The organism is Amycolatopsis vancoresmycina, assembly GCF_000716785.1.
GTDB lineage: Bacteria > Actinomycetota > Actinomycetes > Mycobacteriales > Pseudonocardiaceae > Amycolatopsis > Amycolatopsis vancoresmycina.
In genome coordinates this window covers 1-21,686 of record NZ_JNYY01000039.1, presented here as the reverse complement: position 1 = coordinate 21,686, position 21,686 = coordinate 1, and the positions used below count along the sequence as shown (strand labels likewise).

The window sequence follows — 21,686 nt, the reverse complement described above, 5'->3', positions numbered from 1 at the left end:
CCCCGCACGGTACTCAGGAGGCCGGCGTGGTGCCGCCCAGTTTCCGCAGCCGGAAGGCCAGCACGAGCAGCATGATCCCGTAGAGCAGGGCGTAGATGCCGACGAGCAGCGCGATGCCGTAGGCGCCGGCGATCGGGTTGATCACGATCAGGATGCCGGCGAGCACGGAGATCGCACCGGCCGCGATGAGGAACGCTTCGCCGTGGATCTGCTTGCGCAGCCGGACCGCCGCGGCGATCTCGGCGATGCCGGTGATGATCGCCCAGAAGCCGACCAGCAGGGCCAGCAGGAGGACGGTGATGCCGGGCCAGACGAGGACGAGGATCCCGGCGATGATGCCGAGCGCGCCGAGGACGCCGTAGGCCACCCGGTGGCCGGTGTCACCCGGACGGAACGCCTGCATCAGGCCGCCGATGCCGTCGACGATCGCGTACACGCCATACAGGATCGCCAGGACGAGGACGGTGGCACCGGGCCAGATCAGCGCGAAGAGCCCGAAGAGCACGGCGAACACACCGCGGACGGCCGCGATCGGCCAGGCTTTGCGGGGTTCGACGACGGTGAACGCTGCGAAAGAGGTCATCTGCCGCTCCCGGATCGGATTGGGGCTCTCAGTATTGAGGCGATTACCCCGACCGGCTCCCGGAACACCCCATTCGGTGTACCTGAAAAGGACCGGCGTGCGCCGCGGCCGCCACCACGGCGCACGCCGGTTGCTCAGGGGTAACTCATCAGGTTGACGGCCTTGGTCCCGGACGGCGTGGCCGGGCCGGTGTTGTTGATCACGTGCGTGATCGTGCCCTGGTAGTTGAGCGACACGGTCACCATGTCGTGGAACCGAACATTCGGCGTGTTCGGCGCCTCGTACGCGTGAGCGCTCGCCACGGACGGGTTGGTGCTGAAGTAGCAGTAGCTGCCCAGCCCCCACGCTTCGTGGCTGGTGACGTTCGGGCCCACCTTGTAGGCGGAGAAGCCCTGGGTGGCGCCGTTCATCCAGCTCGCCTGGTTCGGGACGTCGTAGGGCATCTCGTTCTGGAAGAAGTAGGTCCGGCCGCCGTTGCCGTTCCAGACGACCTGCGTCTTCTGGTAGTGCTCGACGAACAGGCCGTACATGGTGACGTCGTTGCCGTTGACGATCAGCCCGGTGTCGGCGGTGTTGGTGGTCCAGCCGACGTACTCGTTGCGCTCGGCGTGGTCGGCGCGCCAGATCCACATGTGGTCACCGATGACGTTGCTGCTGTTGACGACCAGGCTGTTCGTGGCCTTGCCGACGGCGGCCCCGCCGATCCGGAAGAACACGTCGTGCAGCGACGTCGGGTCGGCGGCGTGGTTCGCGGTGGAACCGGCCGGGCCGACCTGCATGAGCGTGTTCGAGCTGGTCGTGCCGGCGTCGATGAGCAGGCCGGCGACCTTGACACCGTCGACGTCGTCGACGGTCATCGCGGTGATGCCGTTGTCGGGGACGAGCGTGGCGATGCCGAGGCCGAGCACGACGGTGTCCGGCCGGGTGACGCGCAGCGTCTGGTTCAGGTGGTAGACACCGGGCGTGACCAGCAGGTTCTTGCCGGCGGCGAGCGCGGCGTTCAGGTCCGCGGCGGTGGCGCCGGGCTTGGCGATGTAGAACTGGCCGATCGGGATCGACGTGCCCGGCGCGGCGCCGTTGGCCCAGGTCGTCCCGGACGCGTTGGTCTTCACGCTCGGGACGAAGACCTGGTAGTTGCCCCCGCCGTCGACGTAGAGGAAAGGCTTCTCGCGCACGACCGGCGTCTGGCCGACGGTGGTGTAGGGCGGCGACGGGAAGGTGTTCGCCGGGGCGCCCTGGACGCCCGCGAAGACCATGTTCCAGTTCGAGCCGTTCCAGCTGCCGAACTGCGAGTTGCGGGAGATCCACTGCTGCTGCGAGCCGGAGCGGACCTGGCCGTCGATCTTGGTGTCGGAGATCCAGCCACCGCTGGCCCACCCGCCGTCGTCGAGTTGCAGGTCACCACGGACGTGCATGCGCCGGTAGGGCGCGGCCTGGCTCACGGCCCACCGGTCGGCGCCCCCGTTCGGCGTCACGGACAGGTTCTCGGCGCCGCGCCAGAAGTTCTGGGTGGCGTTCTGCGGCGGGAACCAGTCGGCCTCGACGTGCACGGCACCGTTGATGTTCACGGCGTCGGGGCTCAGGCCGAGGCCGAGTACCTGCGTGTAGAAGCCGACGTTGACGTCGTTGGCGTAGGTGCCGGGCTTGAACATGACGGCGTACCGCTGGCTGCCGAACTGGTTGCGTTCCTGCTGGGAGAAGATGCTGTCGAGCCGGCTCTGGATGGCCGAGGCCGGCATCGACGGGTCGAAGATCACGACGTTCGGGCCGAAGTCGGGCTGGCTCGTGTCCACAGGGGTCAGCATGAAGGACTGCGCGGCGGTCCCGTTGCAGGAGTACTGCTGGAGCTGCACATCGGCGGTGGAGGCACCGGGCACGTCGAGGCACTTACCGCTGTTGCGGCTGACGAAGTGGTACCGGCCGTTGCCCTCGTCGACGGCCTGCCACTGCTGGTTGGCCCCGCCACCGTAGGTCCAGAGCTGGAGCAGCCCCCCATCGGCGGCGGAGACATCCTTGACGTCCCACGCGGCGACCGGGTTGGTCCGGGCGTTGACCCGGAAGTAGCCGTCCCCGGTGGCCTGGAACTGCCACTGCTGCGAGGCGGTCTGGTTGCAGGAGTACTGCTGGACAACGGTCCCATCGGCGCTCCCGGCACCCCGGGCATCAACGCACTTGCCGCTGTTGGCGGCGGCAACGGAGTACCACCCATCAGGGGTGACCGCGGCGTGTGCGGGGATGGCGAAACCCCCGGCCAGGACTGTTGCTGCGGCGAGAAGTGTCAGCAGCCGCCGTCTCGTCATCGAAGCCTCCTCTGCCGCGTTCGCGGCGTCCATCGAGAGGTGTGCCCGGAGTTTGGAGACGCGGCGTAACGGGCGGGGACCTCGGCGTCACAACCGCGCAAAATGTAACGGCGGTCACGGTGAGGAGTCAATACAGGACTAAAAATAAGGTGTGAAGGTGCAGGTCAGGGGGCTTTGGGGGTTGTGGGTACCCCCGCGTGGAGGCCCTCTGGGCGGGGTGTACTGTATGGGCATACGAGATGCGGAGTTCACCTTCGCCTCGGGGCTATGGCGCAGCTGGTAGCGCACCTCACTGGCAGTGAGGGGGTCAGGGGTTCGAGTCCCCTTAGCTCCACTTTCTCGCAAAAGCCCCTTTGGTCACGCCGTTCCGGCAGACCGAAGGGGCTTTTGCTTTCCAGCCGTGATCTCCTCCAACGGCGTCGCACCGAACCGGACGAGAACGTGACGCCGGATCCTGAACCGGCAACAACCGTGCCACCCACGACCGCAACTCCAGCCGGCCACCCGCCGGGTCGATCCACACCTGCCGCCGTTGATCGGACTCCACGTCAGCGGCATGCGCCTCCGCCCTGGTTCCGCCTCAGTGGATCCGCTGCCGCGCGGCTGCCAGCGCCGCCGCGTACGGCGTGCGGCCGGTCGCTTCGGCCAGCCGGTACAGCTCGGTGAGGCGCGTTCCGATCGCGCGGGCCGCCGAGTGCGCTTCGGTCCAGGTGCCACCCCGGATGTCGAGGATCGTCCCGTGGATGACGCCGCCCGCGTTGACCACGAAGTCGGGCGCCCACAGGATTTCCCGTGCCGCCAGCACTTCGGCGACGCTGTCGTCCTGGAGCTGGTTGTTCGCCGGACCCGCGATGGCGGTGCAGTTGAGCCGGGTGGCCACGTCCCGGCTCAGCAGCCCGCCCAGCGCGGCGGGCACGAGCACGTCGGCCGGCACCGTCGGCGCCGCTTCCGGTTCGACCCACTTTGCGCCGAGCTCTTCGGCGAGCAGCCGCCGGCCGGGATCGATGTCGGTGACCGTCAGCTCGGCGCCCGCGTCGGCGAGGCGGCGCGCCAGCCGGCCGCCCACCTGTCCGAGCCCGATGACGGTCACCCGCCGGCGAGCCAGCGACGCCGTGCCGGCGACGTGGCGCCAGGTGGCTTCGATCGAGGCGAACGCGCCGACCGCGGTCAGCTCCGACGGCTCGCCGCTGCCGCCGTGGCCTTCGGGCAGGCAGTACGCCCACTGCGTGCGCTGCCGGGCGACCCACAGGTCCTCGGCGGTCGTGCCGACGTCTTCGCCGGCGCGGTACCGGCCGCCCAGGCTCTGGACGGCGTCGCCGAAGTCCAGGAAGACGGCTTCGCGCCGGCGTCTCCCGAGCACCGTGTCCGGCGGCAGCGGGATGACCGCCTTGGCGCCGCCGAAGTCCAGCCCGGCCGCCGCGCACTTGAGGGTCATTGCCTCGGACAGCCGGAGTGCGTCGGCGAGGCCGTCGCGCCAGCCGGGGTAGCTCCAGAGGCGGCAGCCGCCCACCGCGTCGCCGAGCGCGGTCGAGTGGATCGCGACGATGATCGGCAGGCCGCTGCGCTCTCCGGTGCGGAGGGTGACGTGCTCGTGCGCGAACACGTCAGCCGGCCGGGATCGGCTTGCGGAGCATCGCGCAGATCGCCCCGTCGACCAGCTTGTGGTCGGCGGCGGCCAGCGTCGGCTCGTGCGTGCCGAACAACGTGGTCGTCACGACGGTGACGGCCGAGCGGCCGCTGTCGTCCACGTAGTTCTGGCTGCCGTAGCCCGGGTCGCCGCCGGTGTGGCCCCAGACCGGCCCGCACGGGCTGAGGTACTGCTCCAGGCCGAGCCCGTAGCGCGCGGTGCCCTTGCTGTCCGGTTCCTCGACGGTGGTGCGCATCTGTGCGAGCTGCGCCGGCGGCAGCAGCTTCCCGGAGAGCAGGGCCTTGAGGAACCGTTCCCAGTCGGCCGGGGTGGACACGACCCCGCCGGCCGCCCACAGCCAGCTCTGGTCGTGGTTGGTCACGTCGACGTGTCCGGGGCGCTGCGGGCCGACGAAGAAGATGCTGTCCGGTGTCCCCGGCGGGAGCAGCGGGCCGACGTGCTCGCGGTCGGGTTCGTAGCCGTGGGCCAGCCGGTCGCCGTCGCGGGAGGTGCCGTCGGTGGCGAAGTAGGTGTCGCGCAGACCGAGCGGCCGGAAGATCCGCTCGTTCACCAGCTCCGGCAGGCTCCGGCGCCCGGCGCGCTCCAGGATCAGGCCGGCGGCGATGTAGTTGGTGTTGCTGTAGGAGTAGCTCGCGCCCGGCGGGGCCAGCGGCGGCTCTGCGGCGACGAGGGCGAGCAGTTCCGCGGGCTTCCAGCTGCGCGGGACCTGGCCGGTGATCGAGAGGAGCGCCTCCGGCGCGTAGATGTAGTCGGGCAGCCCGCTGGTGTGGTTCAGCAGCATCCGCACGGTGATCGCGCCCCCGTCGGGAACGAGGCCCGGCAGCCACTTTTCGACCTTGTCGTCGAGGCTCAGCCGGTGCTCGGCGACCAGTTGCAGCGCCACCGTGCCCACCATGGTCTTCGTGTTGGACGCCATCCGGAACTGGTCGTCGGCCGACAGCCGGTGATCGGCTCTCGTCCATGCGGCCTGCCGGGCGATCTCGACCGAGGCGCCCGGCCCGGAGACGCGGACGGCGACGCCGGGCGCGCCGGCCCGGACGGTCTGGTCGGCCAGCGTTTCGAGACCACGCGTTCCCGGAGCTGCCTGGGCGGGCACGGCGCAGGTGACAGCGGCGGTCAAGGCCAACGTCAACGCGGCGCCACGGGTAACCAGCGAACGAGATTTCATCGGATGCTCTTCCTCGGCTCGGTCGGATCGACGAGGTAAACGCTAGGGCCGGCGGAGCGACAGAAACAGTTCCCGGGTTTGCGAAAAGCGATAATATTTGAACATGGACGAGGTCGATCGTCAGATTGTTAACCAGCTGGTCCTGAACGGCCGGGCCAGCCTCACGGACATCGCGCGCGTGGTCTCGCTGTCGGTGCCGGCGGTGAAGCGCCGGATCGGGCGCCTGGAGCGGGACGACGTCATCCGCGGCTACACGGCGATCGTCGACGAGCCCGACGTCCGCAAGATGTACGCGCTAGTCGAACTGTTCTGCACCAAGGACGCCCGGCGCGAGGAGGCCATCGAGGTCTTCGAGTCCCGGCCCGAGGTGCTCCTCGGGTTCACCGTCGCCGGGGACAGCGACGTGATCCTGCTGGTCCGCACCGAGAGCACCGACCACCTGGAGGCCCTGCTGCTGGACCTGCGCGGCCACCCGATCGTCGAGCGGACCCGAGCGCAGATCATGCTGCACTCCCTGATCGGCCGGATCCCGATCTAGTGCTGCATCGGGCAACGTCGGTTAGGCAATCGGGCTTCCGGTGCCGGCCGATCCGCTCCGAGGCTGCGCCGGGCGGCGAGTCAGCGGTGGTTGCGGTGACCGTATGTCGTCGCGCGGTCCATCACGTTCCGCAGGTTTTCGGGTGCGTTGTAGCCGAAAGTCCGCTCGAACGACTGGTATCCCTTTCTTGCGGATGCAGCGCTGCGTGGCAGCATCTCGGCGGCGAAACCCGAGAAAGCCGACTCGATGTCGTCGGGCGACGCGGCGATTGCCTTTCCGAGCTGGGCACCGTCGTAGAGGGCCCAGTTCGCTCCGTCTCCGTCCGGAGGTGTCAGGTGCGCGGCGTCACCGATGAGCATGGCTCCCGGCACCCGGTCCCACGTGTGTCCGAGTGGCAGTCCCCAGATCGGCCGGGTGACCGGTGTGGTTTCGCCGCTGGTGATCAGTTCCAGGAGTTCGGGAGCCCACCCGTCGCCCAGTTCTGCAGCGAGGTTGGTCAGCGCCTGTTCACGGTCGGAGAAGTCGGTCGAGCTCACCCACTCGAGCGGCTTCTTCATGACGACATACGTGTGGATCACGTCGTCGGCTTCGCGGTGGCCGAAGATCCCTCGTCCGGGTTCCATCGCCAGCATCGCACCTCGGCCGACCAACGCGGCGCTTCGCTGGTGGCGCTTGCCGACGTCGCGGAGGAAGGTCTCCACCCAGACGGTGCCCAGGTATTCCGGCGAGGCCCCGGAGAGGAACGCCCGTACGCGCGACCAAGCGCCGTCCGCGCCGACCAGGACGTCGGTGTCGACCGTCGACCCGTCGGTGAACGTGACCGTGAACGGCGCGCCACCGCCGAGAGCGTCGATCGAATCGACCTTGCGGCCCCAGCGGATCGTGCCGTCGGGCAGTGACTCGATGAGGATGCGACGCAGTTCCCCGCGCAGGACTTCGGGGTTGCTCAGCTTTCCGTCGTCGGGGATCTCGCCCACCAGTTCTCCGTCCGGGCTCAGGAACCGCATGGATTCCGCGCCGAAGTTGATGATCGAGCGGAACTCGTCGAGGAGCCGGCATTCGTCGAGGGCGACCTGGCCGTTGAAGTCGTGGATGTCGAGCTGGCCTCCCTGCGTACGGGACATCGGAGAGACTTCGGCCTCGTAGATGGTCGAGGGGATGCCGTGGACGTGCAGGACCCGGGCGAGGGTCAACCCGGCCAGGCCGGCTCCGATGATCGTGATCGAGCGGTTCATGTGCTGCTCCCACCTTGTCGTGACCGCCGCGGTGCCTACGACCGGCACCGCGGCAACCTGTCGTCGCAAAGTTATTATGTCGCAAAACTATTTTGCGTCAAGTGGTAGCGTGTGTCACACACCGGAGGGAGCTGGGGATGACCGAGGCCGGGCCGGCCAGGGCGAGCGACGCGCGCACGCGCGTGGTGCAGAGCTTCACCGCGTTCAGCGCCGCGCAGAACGAACTGTCGCGGTTCTTCGCCCGGAGCATGAGCATGCACACGACCGACGCCGCCGCGGTCGTCCAGATCATCAAAGCGGAGGAACGCGGCCGGCCACTGACACCCGCACGCCTCGCCGAACGCGTGGGCCTCTCTCCCGGGGCCACCTCGATCCTGCTCGGACGCCTGGAGGAAGCCGGGTACGTGGAGCGCACCAGAGAAGGCACCGACCGGCGGATCGTGACCTTGCACTCGACCGCCGCGATCAACGCTGCCGCCGACGCGTTCTTCGATCCGTTGCAGCAGCAGCTCGAGAAAGTGCTCGGCGAGTTCACGGCCGCGCAACTGGACACCATCGTCCGCGCTGCCGACGAACTGCGAGCCGCGGTGGAGTCCTACCTCGGCGATTCCACACCACCTGCACGGGACTGACCCGAACCCCGTCCCCAGGACAATCGCCGGCAGCGGCGTGCGCCCCGCTCGGTGCAGTCGTTGTGGGCCGGCCCGAAGCCGAGGGCGGCACCGATGATCCCGCATCACGGCGTACTGCGGATGGAAGGTGGCCGCTGTGGCCGGCGGATCGCAAGGAACCCTTTCGTTTCTGCGGCGGGCTGCTCGCGACGTCGCCCTACTCGGGCGACAGCCGCGGCTGCGAGAGCTCGATGCGGCGCGCCGAGCTGGAAAGCAGGTCGCCGGACCGGTTGATGCGCCGCTCGGACCCGTCCAAGAGCCGGCGGACCCGTCTGGTCACCTCGCTCACCGATGACGGCTCGTCGCACCGGCTCTCGTCATCGCCTCGCGGACTGGACAAGCCCGCTCCCTTCCCCCTCCGCGGAAACCCCACCTCAGTGGTACTTTCCGAACATGGACGCGGGATCACCGCCGGATGGGCGTCCGATGGACGAAAGTCCGGCCTACGAGCCGCTCGCCACGGACCTCGCCAGACCGGTCGTGGTGTTCGTCGAAGACGAAGCGGACCTCGTCGCGATGGCCGGCGCCTACCTGCGCCGCGACGGATTCAGGGTCGTGACGGCGAGCGACACGCGGTCGGCCGCCGCGGCGCTGCGCGAGCACGACGCCGACCTGATGGTGCTCGATCTCGGGCTGCCCGACGGCAACGGGCTGGATCTGCTGCGCGGGGTCCGCGCCGGCCGGCACCTGCCGGTGATCATCCTGACCGGCTGGAGCAGCGAGCGCGAGCGGGTCGTCGGCCTGGAGCTGGGCGCCGACGACTACGTGGTCAAACCGTTCTCGCTCCCGGAGCTGGCCGCACGAATCCGGGCGGTGCTGCGCCGCAGCCGGCCCCAGGCCGACCCGGTGCTCCGGTACGGCACGCTGGTGATCGACACCGCCTCCCACGAGGTCACCGCCGACGGCGAGCAGCTCGCCCTCACGCCGCTGGAGTACGCGCTGCTGGCCTTCCTCGCGGCCGAGCCACGCCGGGTCTTCACGACCGCGCAGCTGTTGTCCGCGGGGTGGGGATGGGCGAGCGAACGCCAGAGCCCGTCGGTCGTCGAGCACGTCTACCGGCTGCGCCGCAAGCTCACCGACGCCGGAGTGGACCGGCCCCGCATCGTCACCGTGCGCGGCACCGGCTACCGGCTCGACCCGTGACCCCCGGACCCGCGGGGCTCGACTACCGCCTGCTGTTCGAGCACCTGCCCTCGCCCTACCTGCTGATGACGGCCGATTTCACGATCGTCACCAGCAACGACGCCTACGCGCGGGCCACCATGATCGACCCCGCCGAGGTCGCCGGGAAACCGATGTTCGAGGTGTTCCCGGACAACCCGGACGACCCGGACGCCGACGGCGTCGGCAACCTGCGGCGGTCGCTGCAGACGGTCGTGGAGACGGGCCGGGCGGACGCGATGGCGCTGCAGCGCTACGACATCCGCCAGCCGGACGGCCGGTTCGTCGTGCGGTACTGGAGCCCGATCAACAGCCCGATCTTCGACGACGCCGGGCGGGTGACCCTCATCGTGCACCGCGTGCAGGACGTCACCGAGCTGGTCACCCTGCGAGAGCAGGACCGGGAACGCGCCGCGGCACAGGTCGAGCAGATGGAAGCGGACCTGTTCGCCCGCGCCCGCGAACTGCAGGAAGCCAACCGGCAGCTGCGCGACGCGAACGCCGCCCTCGCCGCCGTCACCGCGGAGCTGCGGGCGCAGCAACAAGCCAAGGACCGGTTCATCGCCACCCTGTCGCACGAACTGCGCAACCCGCTCGCGTCCGCGAGTGCCGCGCTGGACGTGCTCGGGCTCGACGTCACCGGCCACCCGGCCCAGGCGGTCCTGCAGCGCCAGCTCACCGCCCTCAGCAGGCTCACCGGCGACCTGCTCGACGCCGCCCGCGTCGTGACCGGCAACCTCCGCGCCACCCGCACCCCGCTGGACCTGCGCGCCCTCGTGCACGCGGCGCTCGACGACCTGCCCATGTCCCTCCCCCGCCCCGCGCTCTCCCTCCCCGGCGAACCGGTGCTGATCGACGGCGACCCCGTCCGCCTCGGCCAGCTGCTGACCAACCTGCTCGACAACGCCCGCAAGCACACCGACGACACCACCGACGTGAGCGTGCACCTGCGGGTGCGCGAGGGCCACGCGGAACTGCGCGTCCGCGACACCGGGCCCGGATTCGACCCCGCGCTCGCCGGCACCCTGTTCGACCCGTTCACGCGGGCCACCACGGGCAACGGCACGTCGAGTGGCCTCGGGCTCGGGCTCGCCATCGTCCGCGGCATCGCCGAACTCCACGACGGCGACGTCGACGCGCACAGTGACGGCCCGGGAACCGGTGCGATCTTCACCGTCCGCATCCCGCTCACCGCCAAAACCGTTCCACCGCCTGAAAAGCACTCCGCATCCCAGGCCCTGCGGATGCTGCTCGTGGACGACAACGCCGACTTGGCCGAGATGACCGCGATCATGCTGCGCCGCCGGGGAAACACCGTCACAGTGGCCACCAACGCCGGTGCCGCGCTGGCCATCGCCGGTTCCACGACGTTCGACGTCGTCCTGTGCGATCTCGCACTGGGCGAAGAGATAGACGGCTACGAAATCGCCCGGAGGCTGCGCCGGAGCGCCCGCCACCGCAACGCCCTGCTGGTGGCGGTTTCCGGGTTCAGCCAGGACGCCGACGTCGAACGCGGCCGCGCCGCCGGCTTCGACGCCCACTTCGCCAAACCGCTCGACCTCACCGAGCTGGACCTTCTCCTGGCGCAGCGCTCCGGCGAGAGTCCTCGGGACTGACCGGCTCGCGCGCGAGTGGCGGAAGTCCGTCCTTGCGGGCACCGCGAGGAACGCGGGAAGGCCACCGGAAGATTCGGTGACAACCGTGTTTGCGTGCTCGGCCACGCGGGCATCCCGGCCTCAGCCAGGCCTGGTGGCCGGTCGGGCTGCCCCAACCAGTCCGTCAGCGCCACCCGAATTGGTGTGCGGTGTCGTTGTGCCCCCTCACCCACGGCACCGCACACCATCCGGCTCGACGGGCACGTCGGGCCAACGGGCGCGGTCGCGCGAACCGGCCGGCTCGGGAACCGCCTGTGGGATCGTAGGCGGGTAAACCCTCGCGTCGATCGCGGCTCGGCCGCAGCGGAGGCGGCCCGGCACGCCGCCGAACGCGTCGCGAGCGCACGCCGGCAACGACAGCTACTCGCTTTCCGCAATGATCCGGCCGTGACCCCGCGCCCGGACATGTCCGATCACGCGGAAGCAGCGCTCGCAAACGCCCGGCAACGCGCGGCTGCTGCGCAGATCCGGCTTCGACGCGGGTTGCTACGCGCAGCGGCAACCCACGATCGCGTAGCCGAGCAGCACGAACTGGCCGCCGAACACGGCGGGGTTTCGGCCGCCGAACACCGCCGGCGCGCCGCGGCCCATCGCGCCGACGCGGAAGCCGACCGTCAGCGTGCGGCCCGAATCGACCAGCCGAACCCACACCGGAGGCGGGAATCCGACTCGCCGTGAGGGCTTCGTTCGCGCATGGCGTCGAGCCCGTCGTGCAGCAGGGATTGCCACCGCCCGAACGACGTGCTGATGCGCGTCGACGAAGCGGGCCCGCGTCATCCCGGTTTTCCTGCCGGCCGGTGTCCGGAAAGGACGGTCACGCACGTGAAGCTCGGACTGGGCCTGCCCCACTACGGCATCGAGGAACCGCCCCGTCGTCGTGCGGGTCGACAATCCCGTCATGGGGGACCTCGGCCTTACCCGGCCGGCGAAGGAGTGTTCCGGTGGGTCACCGGTTGTGCAGGGTGTACGAGGGTGGTTCGCCGAAGCTGGCCCGGTAGTGGGCGGCGAACACGCTCGGGTTGCCGTATCCCCAGCGCGCGGCGATCGCGGTGACGGTGTCCAGGCCCGCAGTGGCGGCGCGCAGGTCGGTGTGGGCGCAGTCGAGCCGGACGCGCCGGAGGTAGGCCATGGGCGTGGTGCCGAGGTGGCGGCGGAACGCCAGCTGCACCGTGCGGACGGTGACGTGCGCGGCGGCGGCGATGTCGGCGACGGTGATGTCGCGCTCGGCGTGGGACTCGATGAACGCGACCGCGCGGCGCAGGGTGTCGGGGTGGGCGTCGTGGCGGTCTTCGATGGTGGGGTCGGTCAGCGCGGTGTTCGGGAACGCCGCCAGGGTGGTGGCCATCAGGAATCGTGCGGCGTTCGACGCGACCAGCGGGTGGGCCATCATGTCCGGGTTGGCCAGGATGGTGTCGTGCAGGTGGTCGTAGGTCGCCGACCAGGCCGCGGCGGCGCGGTCGGAGATCGCGGTGTAGCCGGTGAAGCGCACCGGGCCCCGGTGTCCGGGGGCGGTTTGGGCGAGCTGGTCGAGGACGGCGGGGTCGAACACCGCCAGCGCGACGTCCACATCGCTCGCGGTGGCGGCGTAGTCGTGCTCGGGCTGGGCGGCCAGGTACAGCTCGCCGGACCGGTGGTCACGGTGTTCACCGCCGGAGTCGAGGCTCAACCGCCCGGACTTGAGCTGCCCCAGCACATAGGCGCGCAGCGGGTCGACGGCAGCGCGATACGTCATCCGGAAGATGGTGCGGTCGATCCGCAGCGGTCCCAGCGGCGCGGAGGCGATCCGCAGCCGGGCGGGCACGGCGTCGGCCTGGATCCGAAGCCTCGCGTAGGTGCCGCTCATCAGCTCGCGTGCGGCGTCGACACCGGTGACCTCGATGACCTGCTCGAGCGGGCGCGGAAGCTCGTCCCGATCGTCGGCGGGGCCGGCGGCGCGGCCGGGGCCGGACACGTCGGAATCGGTCAGCGCGTCCCGGAGGGTGGCGGCACGGGGCACGGTGCCCGCGGGATCGGCGGCGTCCAACGCCCGGCGCGCGACTGCGGCATCGGGTGAGTGCAGCACCACGCAGCGGTGCCCGCGGGCGTCACCGGTGTGCGCGAAGGCGACCAGCGTGCGCGCCACCTGGGCGGGGAGCACACGGATCTCCCGGACGTCGAGCACGACGAGGGATGCGGCCGGCGGATCGGTGGTGAGCCGCAGCAGCGCATCGGTCAGTTCGTCGCCGGTGGCGTAGGACGTCGCTGAGGACAGCGCCAGCACCAGAGCCTGATCGGTGCGCAGCGCGGTGATCGTGTCCAGTGGCAGGGTGTCACCTCCGCTCCGGCACGTCGAGGTCCGACGCGGGTGCAACGATGACGATCCTCTCCCCTCGCCGGGGTTGTCCACTCGGAGTGCGCGTGTCCCGCTTGTACCAACCACCTAGGCCGGCGGTGCCGTGTCCGGCGGCGGTGAGCTGCGCTGTTCGCGAAGCCCGACGATGGTGAGTATCCGCTCCACCAGGCCGCCGGCCGGGCCGAGCTCGAACGTCGTCGCGTGCCGCTCGGCGGCGCGCGCGAGCTCGCAGAGCCCGTGCACGCCGGCCGCGGAGAGGAACGTGACCTCGGAGAGGTCCACCTCGACGTGCCGGATCGCGCTGTCGGTGACCTCGGCGATCGCGGTCCGGTAGAACCGGTCGCGGGTGCTGTGGTCGAGTTCGCCGGAGCAGCTGATCACCGATCGGGCGCCGTCGCGGCGCAGGGTTACGCCCAGGCGCTCGGAGAGCGGGTTCGCCACGGGCACCTCCTGCCCCTTCTCCGTGCCGGCGACTCCCTGCGGTGGGCGAGCCCCCGGGTAGCGATCGCCGCCGGGTCCTGCGGCTGCGGCCGTGCTACCGCGTGTTGTCGACTGTCCACGCCTGCTCTTGCGCACCGCCACAACGAAAACGAAGTGCTCGGCGGCAAAAACGAACCGCTGCCGAGTGGGGCCGGAAGGACCGCAACGATTGTGCACGCCTGCTGCCGATCATCGTTGGTGGACAGGGGTTTCAGCGGGCACAAGTCGATGCACGACCGTCTCGGCAGGGCGGCGTCCATGCGCCACCGACCACGCCGCCGGCCTGACCGCACCGGGATCGCGGTCGGTCCGAACCGGACGGTGGCGCGGAAGTTCACCCTGACGGGGCCTCCCGGCAATCAGCATCACCCTGCCCGGCCCGGGTGGCCGGCTCCGTGCTTGGGCGCGGCCACTCCGGACGGTCCCGCGTACGCCTGGAGCAGGACCTGGCCCGCACGACGGCGTGGCCCCGGTTCGCCGCCGTGGCCACCGCGGACGGCCTCGGCGCGGTGCTCTCGACCGCGAGAGTGCCACCGTCGGACCCGGGCCGCCGAGCGGGTTGCGGATCGGTGAGCCGAGCGATGAGCCCGCGGACGAGGTCCGGGCGGCGGGTGGCGGCCAGCCGGGCGAGACCGCCGCCTCGGCTGTGCCCGATCAGCACGACCCGTCCGCCGGTGTCGGCCACGTGCCGGGCGACGCGCCGCTCGAGCCGGTCGACGAGGTCACTGGTGCAGCCGGCGTCGAGTCCGATACCGGCGTCGCAGGGCCGGAAGCCGCGGCGCGGCAGCCGCCGGCGAGTGACCGTCAGGCTCGTCGCCCCACCGAAGAACCCGGGAACCAGCACCACCCCGCTCCCCGTCCGCCACGGCGGGCGGAGCGCCAGACGGGATGCCGCAGCAGGCCGGGAAGGTCGCGCAGTGCGGTGACGATGTGTCGTGGGCGAGGAGACGAACGGCATGGGGCTGTGAACGCGAGTGTTGTCGCCGAGCGATGAGCTGATCCGTGCTGACGCCGCCATGACCGTTTTGGCGCTCGCTTCGACGGGTAACTGCGTCAGGCTGCGGAAAGCGGCCGTGGGGTTGCCGATGCCGGGAGGTGGCGGCGGTGGGTGTCTCGTTCGAACCGGAGCGGCTGGAGATCGTGCGGCTGGAGACGAGCAGCGGGATCGTGGCCCTGGCGTTGACCGGCGAACTGGACGCCGGTACGACGCCGAAGCTCGCCAGCGCCCTCGTCCGCGCGCTCGACGAAGTACCCGAAGTACTCGTTCTCGACCTGTCCCGGCTGTCGTTCATCTCCGTCGCCGGGGCACGGTCGATCCGGCTGACCCACGACGCGGCAGGCGCGACCCGGCTGCGGATCGTGACCGGCGGCAGCCGCGCGGCGGACGTCCTCCTGCACCGAACCGGTTTCGCGGCCGTGCTCGACTGCTACCCGACCCGGGCCGCCGCGCTGTCCGCGGGCAGCCGCACCTCCTTCCTCAGCCAGGCGAAGGCCAACTGGAACAACTGACCGGCGCAGGCCACGCGCAAAGCCTGCTCGAGATCGCGGCGCCCCCTGAGCGAGCCCAGGCACGGACGGGCCCGGAAGGGCTAACGTGGGCCACGAAGACGATGACGTGCCCCGGCCGCACGCTGCGGCCGTCTCGCGGCCGCGGAAAGGCGGGGGTCATGGCTGAAGTGCACATGGAACTGACCCGGCGGCCACGTTCGGCAGTGCTAGCCCTGGCCGGCACCCTCGACCTGAGCTCCCACGCAGCAATCCGCGACGGCCTGCTCAAGGCCGCCACCGAAGCACCGGTCGGCCTGATCGCCGACGTTACCGGCCTCTGCTTCGCCCACGACGCGCAGCTCAGCGTCTTCGCCCTCGTGGCCATGCGGCTGGGCGACTGGCCGGGCATCCCGTTCGCGCTCGTCACCGGGCGGCCGGAGCAGCACGAGGTGCTCCGCCGTTCGGCGGTCGCCCGCTACGCACGGGTGCACCGGGACGCGGCCGAAGCCGAACGCGGCTTCAGTGACCCGGTACGCCGGCGAGCAGTCCGCGACTTCCCCCGCGCCGAGACGACCCCCGCCCGCGCCCGCGACTTCGTCACCGAAGTGTGCCAAGCGTGGAGCATGCCCGACCTGATCGACGACGCTCTCGTACTCGTCACCGAGCTGGTGGAGAACACCCTGCAGCACACCCGCGCCCGCCCCGAGGTCCGCGTCGACCTGCGCCAGGGCATCTGCACGATCGCCGTCGCCGACGACGACCCACGCCCGGCCGAGCTGCACGAGCGGCAGACGATCACGGAACCCGGACTCGGCCTCGATCTCGTGGCCCGCTTCGCCCGGGCCTGGGGCTGCGGCCGATCGTGGGGCGGCGGCAAGGTCGTCTGGGCCACCCTGCTCGTATCCCGGAACGTCGCCGGAATCGGCGCAACCCGTCCCGGAGACGCCCCTCGATTCCCCTGAAAGGCGAGGCACGTCCTCGTCGACCGCAGTCAGCAGCGCGTCGACCTCGGCCTCCAGCCGGTCGTCGCTCTCGCGGGACTGCGCCGGCCGGACACCGCCACGAGCCCGGACTACAGCGGCCGGCTGCAGCGGCAGCAGCCCACGCCGAACGGCCACGGCAGGGACAGCCGGACGGCACCGGAGGAACCCCCTCACGGCCGGAGCAGGACCTTCGTCCAGCCGTCTTCGCGGTGGTCGAACCGCTCGTACCCCTCGGCCGCCTGGTCCAGCGGCAGTTCGTGCGACACGAGGAACGAGGGGGTGGCCCGGCCGGTGATGATCAGGTCGCGCAGCCGCCGGTTGTACCGCTTGACCGGGCACTGTCCGGTCCCCATGCGCTGTCCCTTCGTGAACAACGTGCCGTAGTCGAACCCGATCCGGCCTTCCTCGGCCCCTTCGGTCGCCGCACCCGGGTCCTGGGGGACGTAGACCCCGACCACGCCGATCCCGCCGGTCGAGCGCACCGACTTGACGAGGTTGTCCAGCACCAGCTCCGGGTGCTCCTGACCGGAGTGGTCGTGCGCCTGGTATCCGACGGCTTCGACGCCGCAGTCCGCACCCTGCCCGCCGGTGGCCGCCATGATCTGCTCCACCGGGTCCGCCTCGCTGAAGTCCACCGGGAGCACGCCGATCTTCTCGGCCATCGCCAGCCGGTCGCGTTCCTTGTCGACCACGTACACCTCGGCCGCGCCGCGGATCACCGCGCTGTGCGCGGCCAGCAGGCCGACCGGTCCGGCCCCGAACACGACGACCCGGTCGCCCGGGCGCATCCCGGCCAGCTCGGTGCCGTGCCAGCCGGTCGGGAAGATGTCCGACAGCATCGTGAAGTCGTTCTCGTACTCGGTGCCCGCGGGCAGGTCGAGCAGGTTGAAGTCGGCGTAGGGAACCCGCAGGTACTCGGCCTGGCCGCCGTCGTAGGGGCCCATGTTCGCGTAGCCGTACGCGGCGCCGTCCATGCCTTCGGTGGGGTTGACCCGCAGGCAGAACGACGTCCAGCCGTCCAGGCAGTTCCGGCACGTGCCGCACGCGATGTTGAACGGCACCGACACCCGGTCGCCGATCTTCACCCGGGTGACGCCGGCGCCGATCTCGACCACGATGCCCATGTTTTCGTGGCCGAGGACCTTGCCTTCCTCGACCGCGGTCCGGCCTTCGTACATGTGCAGGTCCGAGCCGCAGATGTTCGTCGTCGTGATCTTCACGATCGCATCCGTCGGCTGGTCGATCGCCGGATCGGGGACCTCACGCACTTCCACCTGACGCGGACCCCGGTACACCACTGCCTTCATGCCGGCTCCTTTCGATCACGGGACTCCGGCGCGGCTACCCGCCGCACCCCGCGGTAACCCCGGTCAGGTGAGGTCGAGGATCGTCTTCCCGCGGCCGTGCCCGGAGTCGAGTCGTTCGTGGGCTTTGCGCACCTGGTCCAGCGGCAGGACCTCCTCGACGACCGGGCGGGCCTGGTGCCGTTCGAACACCGGGGTCAGCTCCTCCAGGCGACGGCGTTCGCGGGTGAGCATGATCCCGTGCAGCTGCTGGTTGCGCTGGTACAGCGCGCCCAGCTCGCCCTGGGGCGGCAGGACGGTCGCGATCCGGCCGAACGCGCGGGTCGCCGCGCAGCTCTTGACGAGGTTCTCCCCGCCGACGAGGTCCAGCACGGCGTCGACGCCCGTGCCGCCGGTGTGCGCCAGCGCGACCTCGACCGGGTCGGCTTCGTGGTAGTCGATCGCCTCGGCACCGAGGTCACGCAGCAGGTCCTGGTTGTCCGGGCCGGCCGTGGCCAGCACCCGGGCGCCCGCGACGATGGCGAACTGCACGGCGAAGGTGCCGACCCCGCCCGCGCCGGCGTGCACCAGCACCGTCTCCCCCGGACGCACCGCCAGCCGGCGGACGATCGCCTCCCACGCGGTGCCCCCGGCCAGCGGAATCGCCGCCGCCTCGACGTGGCTGAGCCCGCGTGGCTTGGGCGCGACGATGGCCGCGGCCACGACGTTCAGCTCGGTGTAGCTGCCCGACCGCGACGTCATTTCCGGGGTGTAGAACACCTCGTCACCCCGGGCGAAGTCCGTCACACCGGGGCCTGTCTCTTCGACGACACCCGACACGTCACCGCCCAGAACCGCGGGCAGCTCGAGATCCGGGATCGCCGCCCCCTGCCGGATCTTCGCCTCCACCGGGTTGGTCCCCGACGCCAGCACCCGGACCAGGATCTCCCCCGGCCCCGGCTCGGGCCGGTCGACTTCGTCGAGCGTCAGGACCTCAGGACCACCGAATTCCGTCATCACCACGGCTTGCACAGACATTCCGTCCGCGTACCCGCCGGCGGCCCGGCGAAACGACTTCCGTTTGCCGTCCCCTGGGCCGGGTAGCCACCCGGCGCGGCGCAGTGCGCGCCGCGCCCGACCGGAAGGAGCCGACGTGCCCGCACGCACCGCCGACGGCCCGCAACTGCTGCCCGAGACCGAAGAACTGGCCACCGGCAAGAACTTCGCCGCGGTCACCACCGTGCTGCCCAGCGGGCGCCTGCAGACCCAGATGATCTGGGTCGACGTCGAAGACGGCGAAATCGTGCTCAACACCGAAACCCACCGCACCAAGGCCCACAACGTCGCCCGCGACCCGCGGATCACCGTGCTCATCCGCGACGAGCAGAACCCCTACCGCTACGCCGAAGTCCGCGGCAAGGTGACCGGTGTCGAAAACGGCGAACGGGCTCGCCGTCAGGTCGACCGGCTCTCCCGCAAGTACACCGGCGAGGACTACCCGCCGGACAACATCAAGTCCGAACGCGTCATCCTGCGCGTGACCCCCGAGCGGCAGACCTACATCGACCAGGGCAAGGGCATCGCCGACTGACCGGGCGTTCGTGCCGCCGGACGCGCTCCCGCGGAAAGCACCACGGAAGGTCGCGCGCGGCTCCCGCCCCGTGCCGCCACGATCGTCCTGCACGAGGGTGGCCCGGCGCGCGGTGACGGCCTGCAGGGCCGTCACCCGGCCCGGGTCACCCTCCCGGCCGGATCGGCCGACCACGGGCAGGCCTGAGTGCACGCCGGCTGCCGGGAACGCGCCGCCGTCCTCCGGCGCGCCGCCGCGTTGCGGCTTCGTCGAACTCGCCGAAGACGGCACCACCAGCCCGATCGAGATGGGCGCCGACTTCGCCCGCCTCCACCACTGCTGCCTGGCTTCCCGCCGCTGGTGCAGTGTCGCCACCGAGACCCTGATCAACCGCGAGCTCGACGACGACGCGGTCGCCGCGACCATCATCGACGAAGGCGACAAGGGCGGCCCCGGCGACGACCTGGAGACCGACGACCAGGGCCGCCTCTACGTCACCGACGGCGAACACAACGCCATCCACCGCCGCCACCCGGACGGCCACCTCTACGTGACGGCGAACCAGCTGCACCGCCAGGGCAAGTACCGCGGCGGCAAGGACGAACGGCAGTACCCGTACGTCCTGTCCCGCACCCGGATCGACGCCGGCCCGGTCAACCTCCGCTGACGACGTCCCCCGACCCGGGTGACCGCGGATCGGTCCGCTCTGCGGCGGCGACACCGACCGGAGGGGGTGACTCAGGCCATCAGGGCGATGAGGGTGGCCAGTGCGGGTGCGCCCTGGCCGATCAGGCCCTTGATCCGTGCCCGGCGGGGGTCGAAGGCGATCAGCGCCACGCTCGCCGCGAGCATGGACACGCCGGCGGCCAGGACGAGAGCCTGACCGGCCGCGATCGCGCCCGAGTGGGCCGCGGTCAGTCCAGCCAGCACCTGCAGGGCCAAGAGTGCGTTGTAGCAGCCCTGGTGGAACGCCCAGGGGCGGACCGCGGCGAGGTCCGTGGCGCGGACCTCGAACATGGCGTGCACCTCCGGACGGCCGAAGCGGACGCTTTCCATCGTGAAGATCCACAGGTGCGTCAGCGCCGCGGCCAGCGCGAACAGCTGGGCGGGGAGGTTCATCGGGAGCGAGTCAGCCGGAGGGCCGCGTCCGGGAGCAGTGCGCCGGTCTCGTCCAGCTCGGTCAGCAGGGCGGGCACGCCGACCGTGAGCATCTTGGTCCGGACCGCGCCGAGCAGCTTGGCCATGGCGAACCCGCCGATGCCGGCGAACCCGGTGTGGTGGTAGGTGAACCGGGTTCCTCCGGCCGTGGGTTCGAGCCGGTAGCGGACGTGGCTGGGCGTCTCCCCTTCCGCGCCGATCCAGGTGTAGTGCAGCAGTTCTCGCTCGCGGACCTCCAGCACCTCGCAGTCGACGATGCCCCGCCAGCCGGGCATCGGCTTGGCGACGAACTGGAACCTGTTGCCGGCCACCGGCTCGAACCCCTCGGCGCGGGCGCCTTTCCCGGTCGAGGTCCAGTACGGGATCAGGTCCGGGTCGGTCATGGCGCGCCAGACCTTCACGGGCGAGTGCGGGTAGTTGCGGACGATGTGGATCTCGGACACGACCGGCTCCTTAACTTCAGTGGCTATAAAATTACTGTAGCAGAAGTTTTCGGGTGACTGAAGTAGGGTGGCCGCGTGGCTAAAGCGGGTGCCGGCCGACCGGCCGTCGAAGGGTTGCGGGAGCGCAAGAAGCGGGCGATGCGCCGGCAGCTGTCGGACACCGCCGCGCGGATGTTCCTCGAACGCGGCTTCGACGCCGTCCGGGTCGCCGACGTCGGCGAAGCGTGCGGAGTGTCCGAGAAGACCGTCTTCAACTACTTCCCGAACAAGGAGGCGCTGCTCCTGGACCGGCTCGAGGCGACGGCCGACGCGTTGCGCGCCCACCTGCCGGACCCGGCGCTGACCCCGGTCAGCGCGATGCTGACGATCCTCGACGACGAACTGGACAGCCTCGCCACGGCGCTCGCCGCCGACGCCGACAGCGACCGCGCGCTGGCGCGGTACCGGGAGTTCGGCGACCTGATCCGGAACACCCCGTCACTGCGGGCCTATCTGAGCGACATCGCCGACCGGTTCGTCGACATCGCCGCCGAAGCGCTCGCCAGCCGCACCGGACTGCGCCCCGACGACCCCGAACCCCAGATCGCCGCGGCGACGCTCCTCGGCATGTGGCGGGTCCAGTTCCACGCCCTCCGGACCCACGTGCGCCCCGGCCACCCCGTGCCGGCCGCGATCGACGCCGTGGCCCGGGAGGTTCGCCGTGCCGCCCGCCTGGCCGAAGCGGGACTTGCCGCATTCCCGGCTGTTCCGTAGGTGCGGACCATGCCTCCCGCAGCGCGCCGGGCGTGGCAGTGGATGCAAGGGTGCGAAGGTGCAAAGGATGGCGACCAACCGGCGGCATTCACTGCAGATCGGGCACACCGTGGCGACCCCCGCTGCTAGCGTGCCGACGTGAGCAACCCGTTGATCGCGCAGACCCAGGACTCGACGAAGGCCTACTCCGGCATCTCGCTCCTGGAGTCCGCCAACGACCTGAAGTCCGCGATCGAA

General features: G+C 70.7%; 22 protein-coding genes and 1 tRNA gene. 10 read left to right on the top strand and 13 right to left on the bottom strand.

Features of this window, described 5'->3' with window-relative positions:
• Positions 1 to 13 precede the first annotated feature (13 nt).
• Both OO60_RS43730 and OO60_RS43725 read right to left on the bottom strand, forming a co-directional pair.
• On the bottom strand, positions 14 to 583 hold the full coding sequence (locus OO60_RS43730) for an HdeD family acid-resistance protein (RefSeq protein ID WP_003054692.1): 570 nt from the start codon (positions 581 to 583) through the stop codon (positions 14 to 16).
• A gap of 134 nt (positions 584 to 717) precedes the next feature.
• Entirely contained in the window at positions 718 to 2,883 is a 2,166-nt protein-coding gene (locus OO60_RS43725) for an RICIN domain-containing protein (RefSeq protein ID WP_003054695.1), read from the bottom strand.
• 261 nt (positions 2,884 to 3,144) lie between these two features.
• Here OO60_RS43725 and OO60_RS43720 point away from each other — a divergent pair.
• A tRNA-Ala gene (locus tag OO60_RS43720) sits at positions 3,145 to 3,217 on the top strand.
• A 246-nt stretch (positions 3,218 to 3,463) separates the two neighbouring features.
• Here OO60_RS43720 and OO60_RS43715 read toward each other — a convergent pair.
• Both OO60_RS43715 and OO60_RS43710 read right to left on the bottom strand, forming a co-directional pair.
• Positions 3,464 to 4,486, bottom strand: coding sequence for a Glu/Leu/Phe/Val dehydrogenase family protein (locus tag OO60_RS43715; RefSeq protein ID WP_003054698.1), 1,023 nt, complete (start codon positions 4,484 to 4,486; stop codon positions 3,464 to 3,466).
• A 1-nt stretch (position 4,487) separates the two neighbouring features.
• A complete protein-coding gene (locus OO60_RS43710) occupies positions 4,488 to 5,699 on the bottom strand; it encodes a serine hydrolase domain-containing protein (RefSeq protein ID WP_051768018.1) in 1,212 nt (403 codons plus the stop codon).
• Between the two features lie 103 nt (positions 5,700 to 5,802).
• Between OO60_RS43710 and OO60_RS43705 the strand changes: the two genes are divergently transcribed.
• Positions 5,803 to 6,237, top strand: a complete 435-nt coding sequence (locus OO60_RS43705; RefSeq protein WP_003054703.1) for an Lrp/AsnC family transcriptional regulator — start codon at positions 5,803 to 5,805, stop codon at positions 6,235 to 6,237.
• A gap of 80 nt (positions 6,238 to 6,317) precedes the next feature.
• Here the strand turns inward: OO60_RS43705 and OO60_RS43700 are convergent, their stop codons facing one another.
• Entirely contained in the window at positions 6,318 to 7,472 is a 1,155-nt protein-coding gene (locus OO60_RS43700; RefSeq protein WP_003054705.1) for an FAD-dependent oxidoreductase, read from the bottom strand.
• 137 nt (positions 7,473 to 7,609) lie between these two features.
• On the opposite strand from OO60_RS43700, the gene OO60_RS43695 reads away from it, so the two are divergent.
• Positions 7,610 to 8,104 (top strand): MarR family winged helix-turn-helix transcriptional regulator, encoded by a 495-nt coding sequence (locus OO60_RS43695; protein ID WP_003054706.1) that lies wholly within the window; start codon positions 7,610 to 7,612, stop codon positions 8,102 to 8,104.
• A 196-nt stretch (positions 8,105 to 8,300) separates the two neighbouring features.
• On the opposite strand, the gene OO60_RS48320 is transcribed toward OO60_RS43695, so the two are convergent.
• Positions 8,301 to 8,423, bottom strand: coding sequence for a hypothetical protein (locus OO60_RS48320; protein ID WP_276204560.1), 123 nt, complete (start codon positions 8,421 to 8,423; stop codon positions 8,301 to 8,303).
• A 146-nt stretch (positions 8,424 to 8,569) separates the two neighbouring features.
• Here OO60_RS48320 and OO60_RS43690 point away from each other — a divergent pair, with 146 nt between their 5' ends.
• A complete protein-coding gene (locus tag OO60_RS43690) occupies positions 8,570 to 9,286 on the top strand; it encodes a response regulator transcription factor (RefSeq protein WP_003054708.1) in 717 nt (238 codons plus the stop codon).
• The gene (locus OO60_RS43685; protein WP_033263602.1) at positions 9,283 to 10,920 is read left to right on the top strand and encodes a hybrid sensor histidine kinase/response regulator; all 1,638 of its coding nucleotides are present in this window, start codon (positions 9,283 to 9,285) and stop codon (positions 10,918 to 10,920) included. Before OO60_RS43690 ends, OO60_RS43685 begins: the two co-directional genes overlap by 4 nt.
• A 525-nt stretch (positions 10,921 to 11,445) precedes the next feature.
• Here OO60_RS43685 and OO60_RS46870 read toward each other — a convergent pair.
• The 3 genes from OO60_RS46870 to OO60_RS47015 form a co-directional block, all read right to left on the bottom strand.
• Entirely contained in the window at positions 11,446 to 11,610 is a 165-nt protein-coding gene (locus OO60_RS46870) for a hypothetical protein (RefSeq protein WP_155848788.1), read from the bottom strand.
• A gap of 295 nt (positions 11,611 to 11,905) precedes the next feature.
• Positions 11,906 to 13,309 carry a helix-turn-helix domain-containing protein gene (locus OO60_RS48120; protein WP_003054714.1) on the bottom strand — a complete coding sequence of 468 codons (1,404 nt, stop codon included), beginning with the start codon at positions 13,307 to 13,309 and terminating at the stop codon, positions 11,906 to 11,908.
• Positions 13,310 to 13,378: 69 nt separating this feature from the next.
• Complete coding sequence (locus tag OO60_RS47015; protein ID WP_003054717.1) at positions 13,379 to 13,732, bottom strand: STAS domain-containing protein; 354 nt, start codon at positions 13,730 to 13,732, stop codon at positions 13,379 to 13,381.
• A 1,143-nt stretch (positions 13,733 to 14,875) separates the two neighbouring features.
• Here OO60_RS47015 and OO60_RS43665 point away from each other — a divergent pair.
• Both OO60_RS43665 and OO60_RS43660 read left to right on the top strand, forming a co-directional pair.
• Positions 14,876 to 15,280 (top strand): STAS domain-containing protein, encoded by a 405-nt coding sequence (locus tag OO60_RS43665; RefSeq protein WP_003054723.1) that lies wholly within the window; start codon positions 14,876 to 14,878, stop codon positions 15,278 to 15,280.
• Between the two features lie 158 nt (positions 15,281 to 15,438).
• The gene (locus OO60_RS43660) at positions 15,439 to 16,221 is read left to right on the top strand and encodes an ATP-binding protein (RefSeq protein WP_205624080.1); all 783 of its coding nucleotides are present in this window, start codon (positions 15,439 to 15,441) and stop codon (positions 16,219 to 16,221) included.
• A 191-nt stretch (positions 16,222 to 16,412) separates the two neighbouring features.
• On the opposite strand, the gene OO60_RS43655 is transcribed toward OO60_RS43660, so the two are convergent.
• Entirely contained in the window at positions 16,413 to 17,549 is a 1,137-nt protein-coding gene (locus OO60_RS43655) for a glutathione-independent formaldehyde dehydrogenase (protein ID WP_003054726.1), read from the bottom strand.
• 63 nt (positions 17,550 to 17,612) lie between these two features.
• Positions 17,613 to 18,563 (bottom strand): zinc-binding dehydrogenase, encoded by a 951-nt coding sequence (locus OO60_RS43650; RefSeq protein ID WP_240490556.1) that lies wholly within the window; start codon positions 18,561 to 18,563, stop codon positions 17,613 to 17,615.
• A 115-nt stretch (positions 18,564 to 18,678) separates the two neighbouring features.
• On the opposite strand from OO60_RS43650, the gene OO60_RS43645 reads away from it, so the two are divergent.
• On the top strand, positions 18,679 to 19,116 hold the full coding sequence (locus OO60_RS43645) for a PPOX class F420-dependent oxidoreductase (RefSeq protein ID WP_003054731.1): 438 nt from the start codon (positions 18,679 to 18,681) through the stop codon (positions 19,114 to 19,116).
• Positions 19,117 to 19,402: 286 nt separating this feature from the next.
• Complete coding sequence (locus tag OO60_RS43640; RefSeq protein ID WP_003054733.1) at positions 19,403 to 19,762, top strand: SMP-30/gluconolactonase/LRE family protein; 360 nt, start codon at positions 19,403 to 19,405, stop codon at positions 19,760 to 19,762.
• A gap of 71 nt (positions 19,763 to 19,833) precedes the next feature.
• Here the strand turns inward: OO60_RS43640 and OO60_RS43635 are convergent, their stop codons facing one another.
• Both OO60_RS43635 and OO60_RS43630 read right to left on the bottom strand, forming a co-directional pair.
• Positions 19,834 to 20,214, bottom strand: a complete 381-nt coding sequence (locus OO60_RS43635) for a DUF1304 family protein (RefSeq protein WP_003054734.1) — start codon at positions 20,212 to 20,214, stop codon at positions 19,834 to 19,836.
• Complete coding sequence (locus OO60_RS43630) at positions 20,211 to 20,696, bottom strand: SRPBCC family protein (RefSeq protein ID WP_003054736.1); 486 nt, start codon at positions 20,694 to 20,696, stop codon at positions 20,211 to 20,213. Before OO60_RS43630 ends, OO60_RS43635 begins: the two co-directional genes overlap by 4 nt.
• Positions 20,697 to 20,771: 75 nt before the next feature.
• Between OO60_RS43630 and OO60_RS43625 the strand changes: the two genes are divergently transcribed.
• The gene (locus OO60_RS43625) at positions 20,772 to 21,449 is read left to right on the top strand and encodes a TetR family transcriptional regulator (protein ID WP_033263601.1); all 678 of its coding nucleotides are present in this window, start codon (positions 20,772 to 20,774) and stop codon (positions 21,447 to 21,449) included.
• Positions 21,450 to 21,686: the final 237 nt, after the last annotated feature.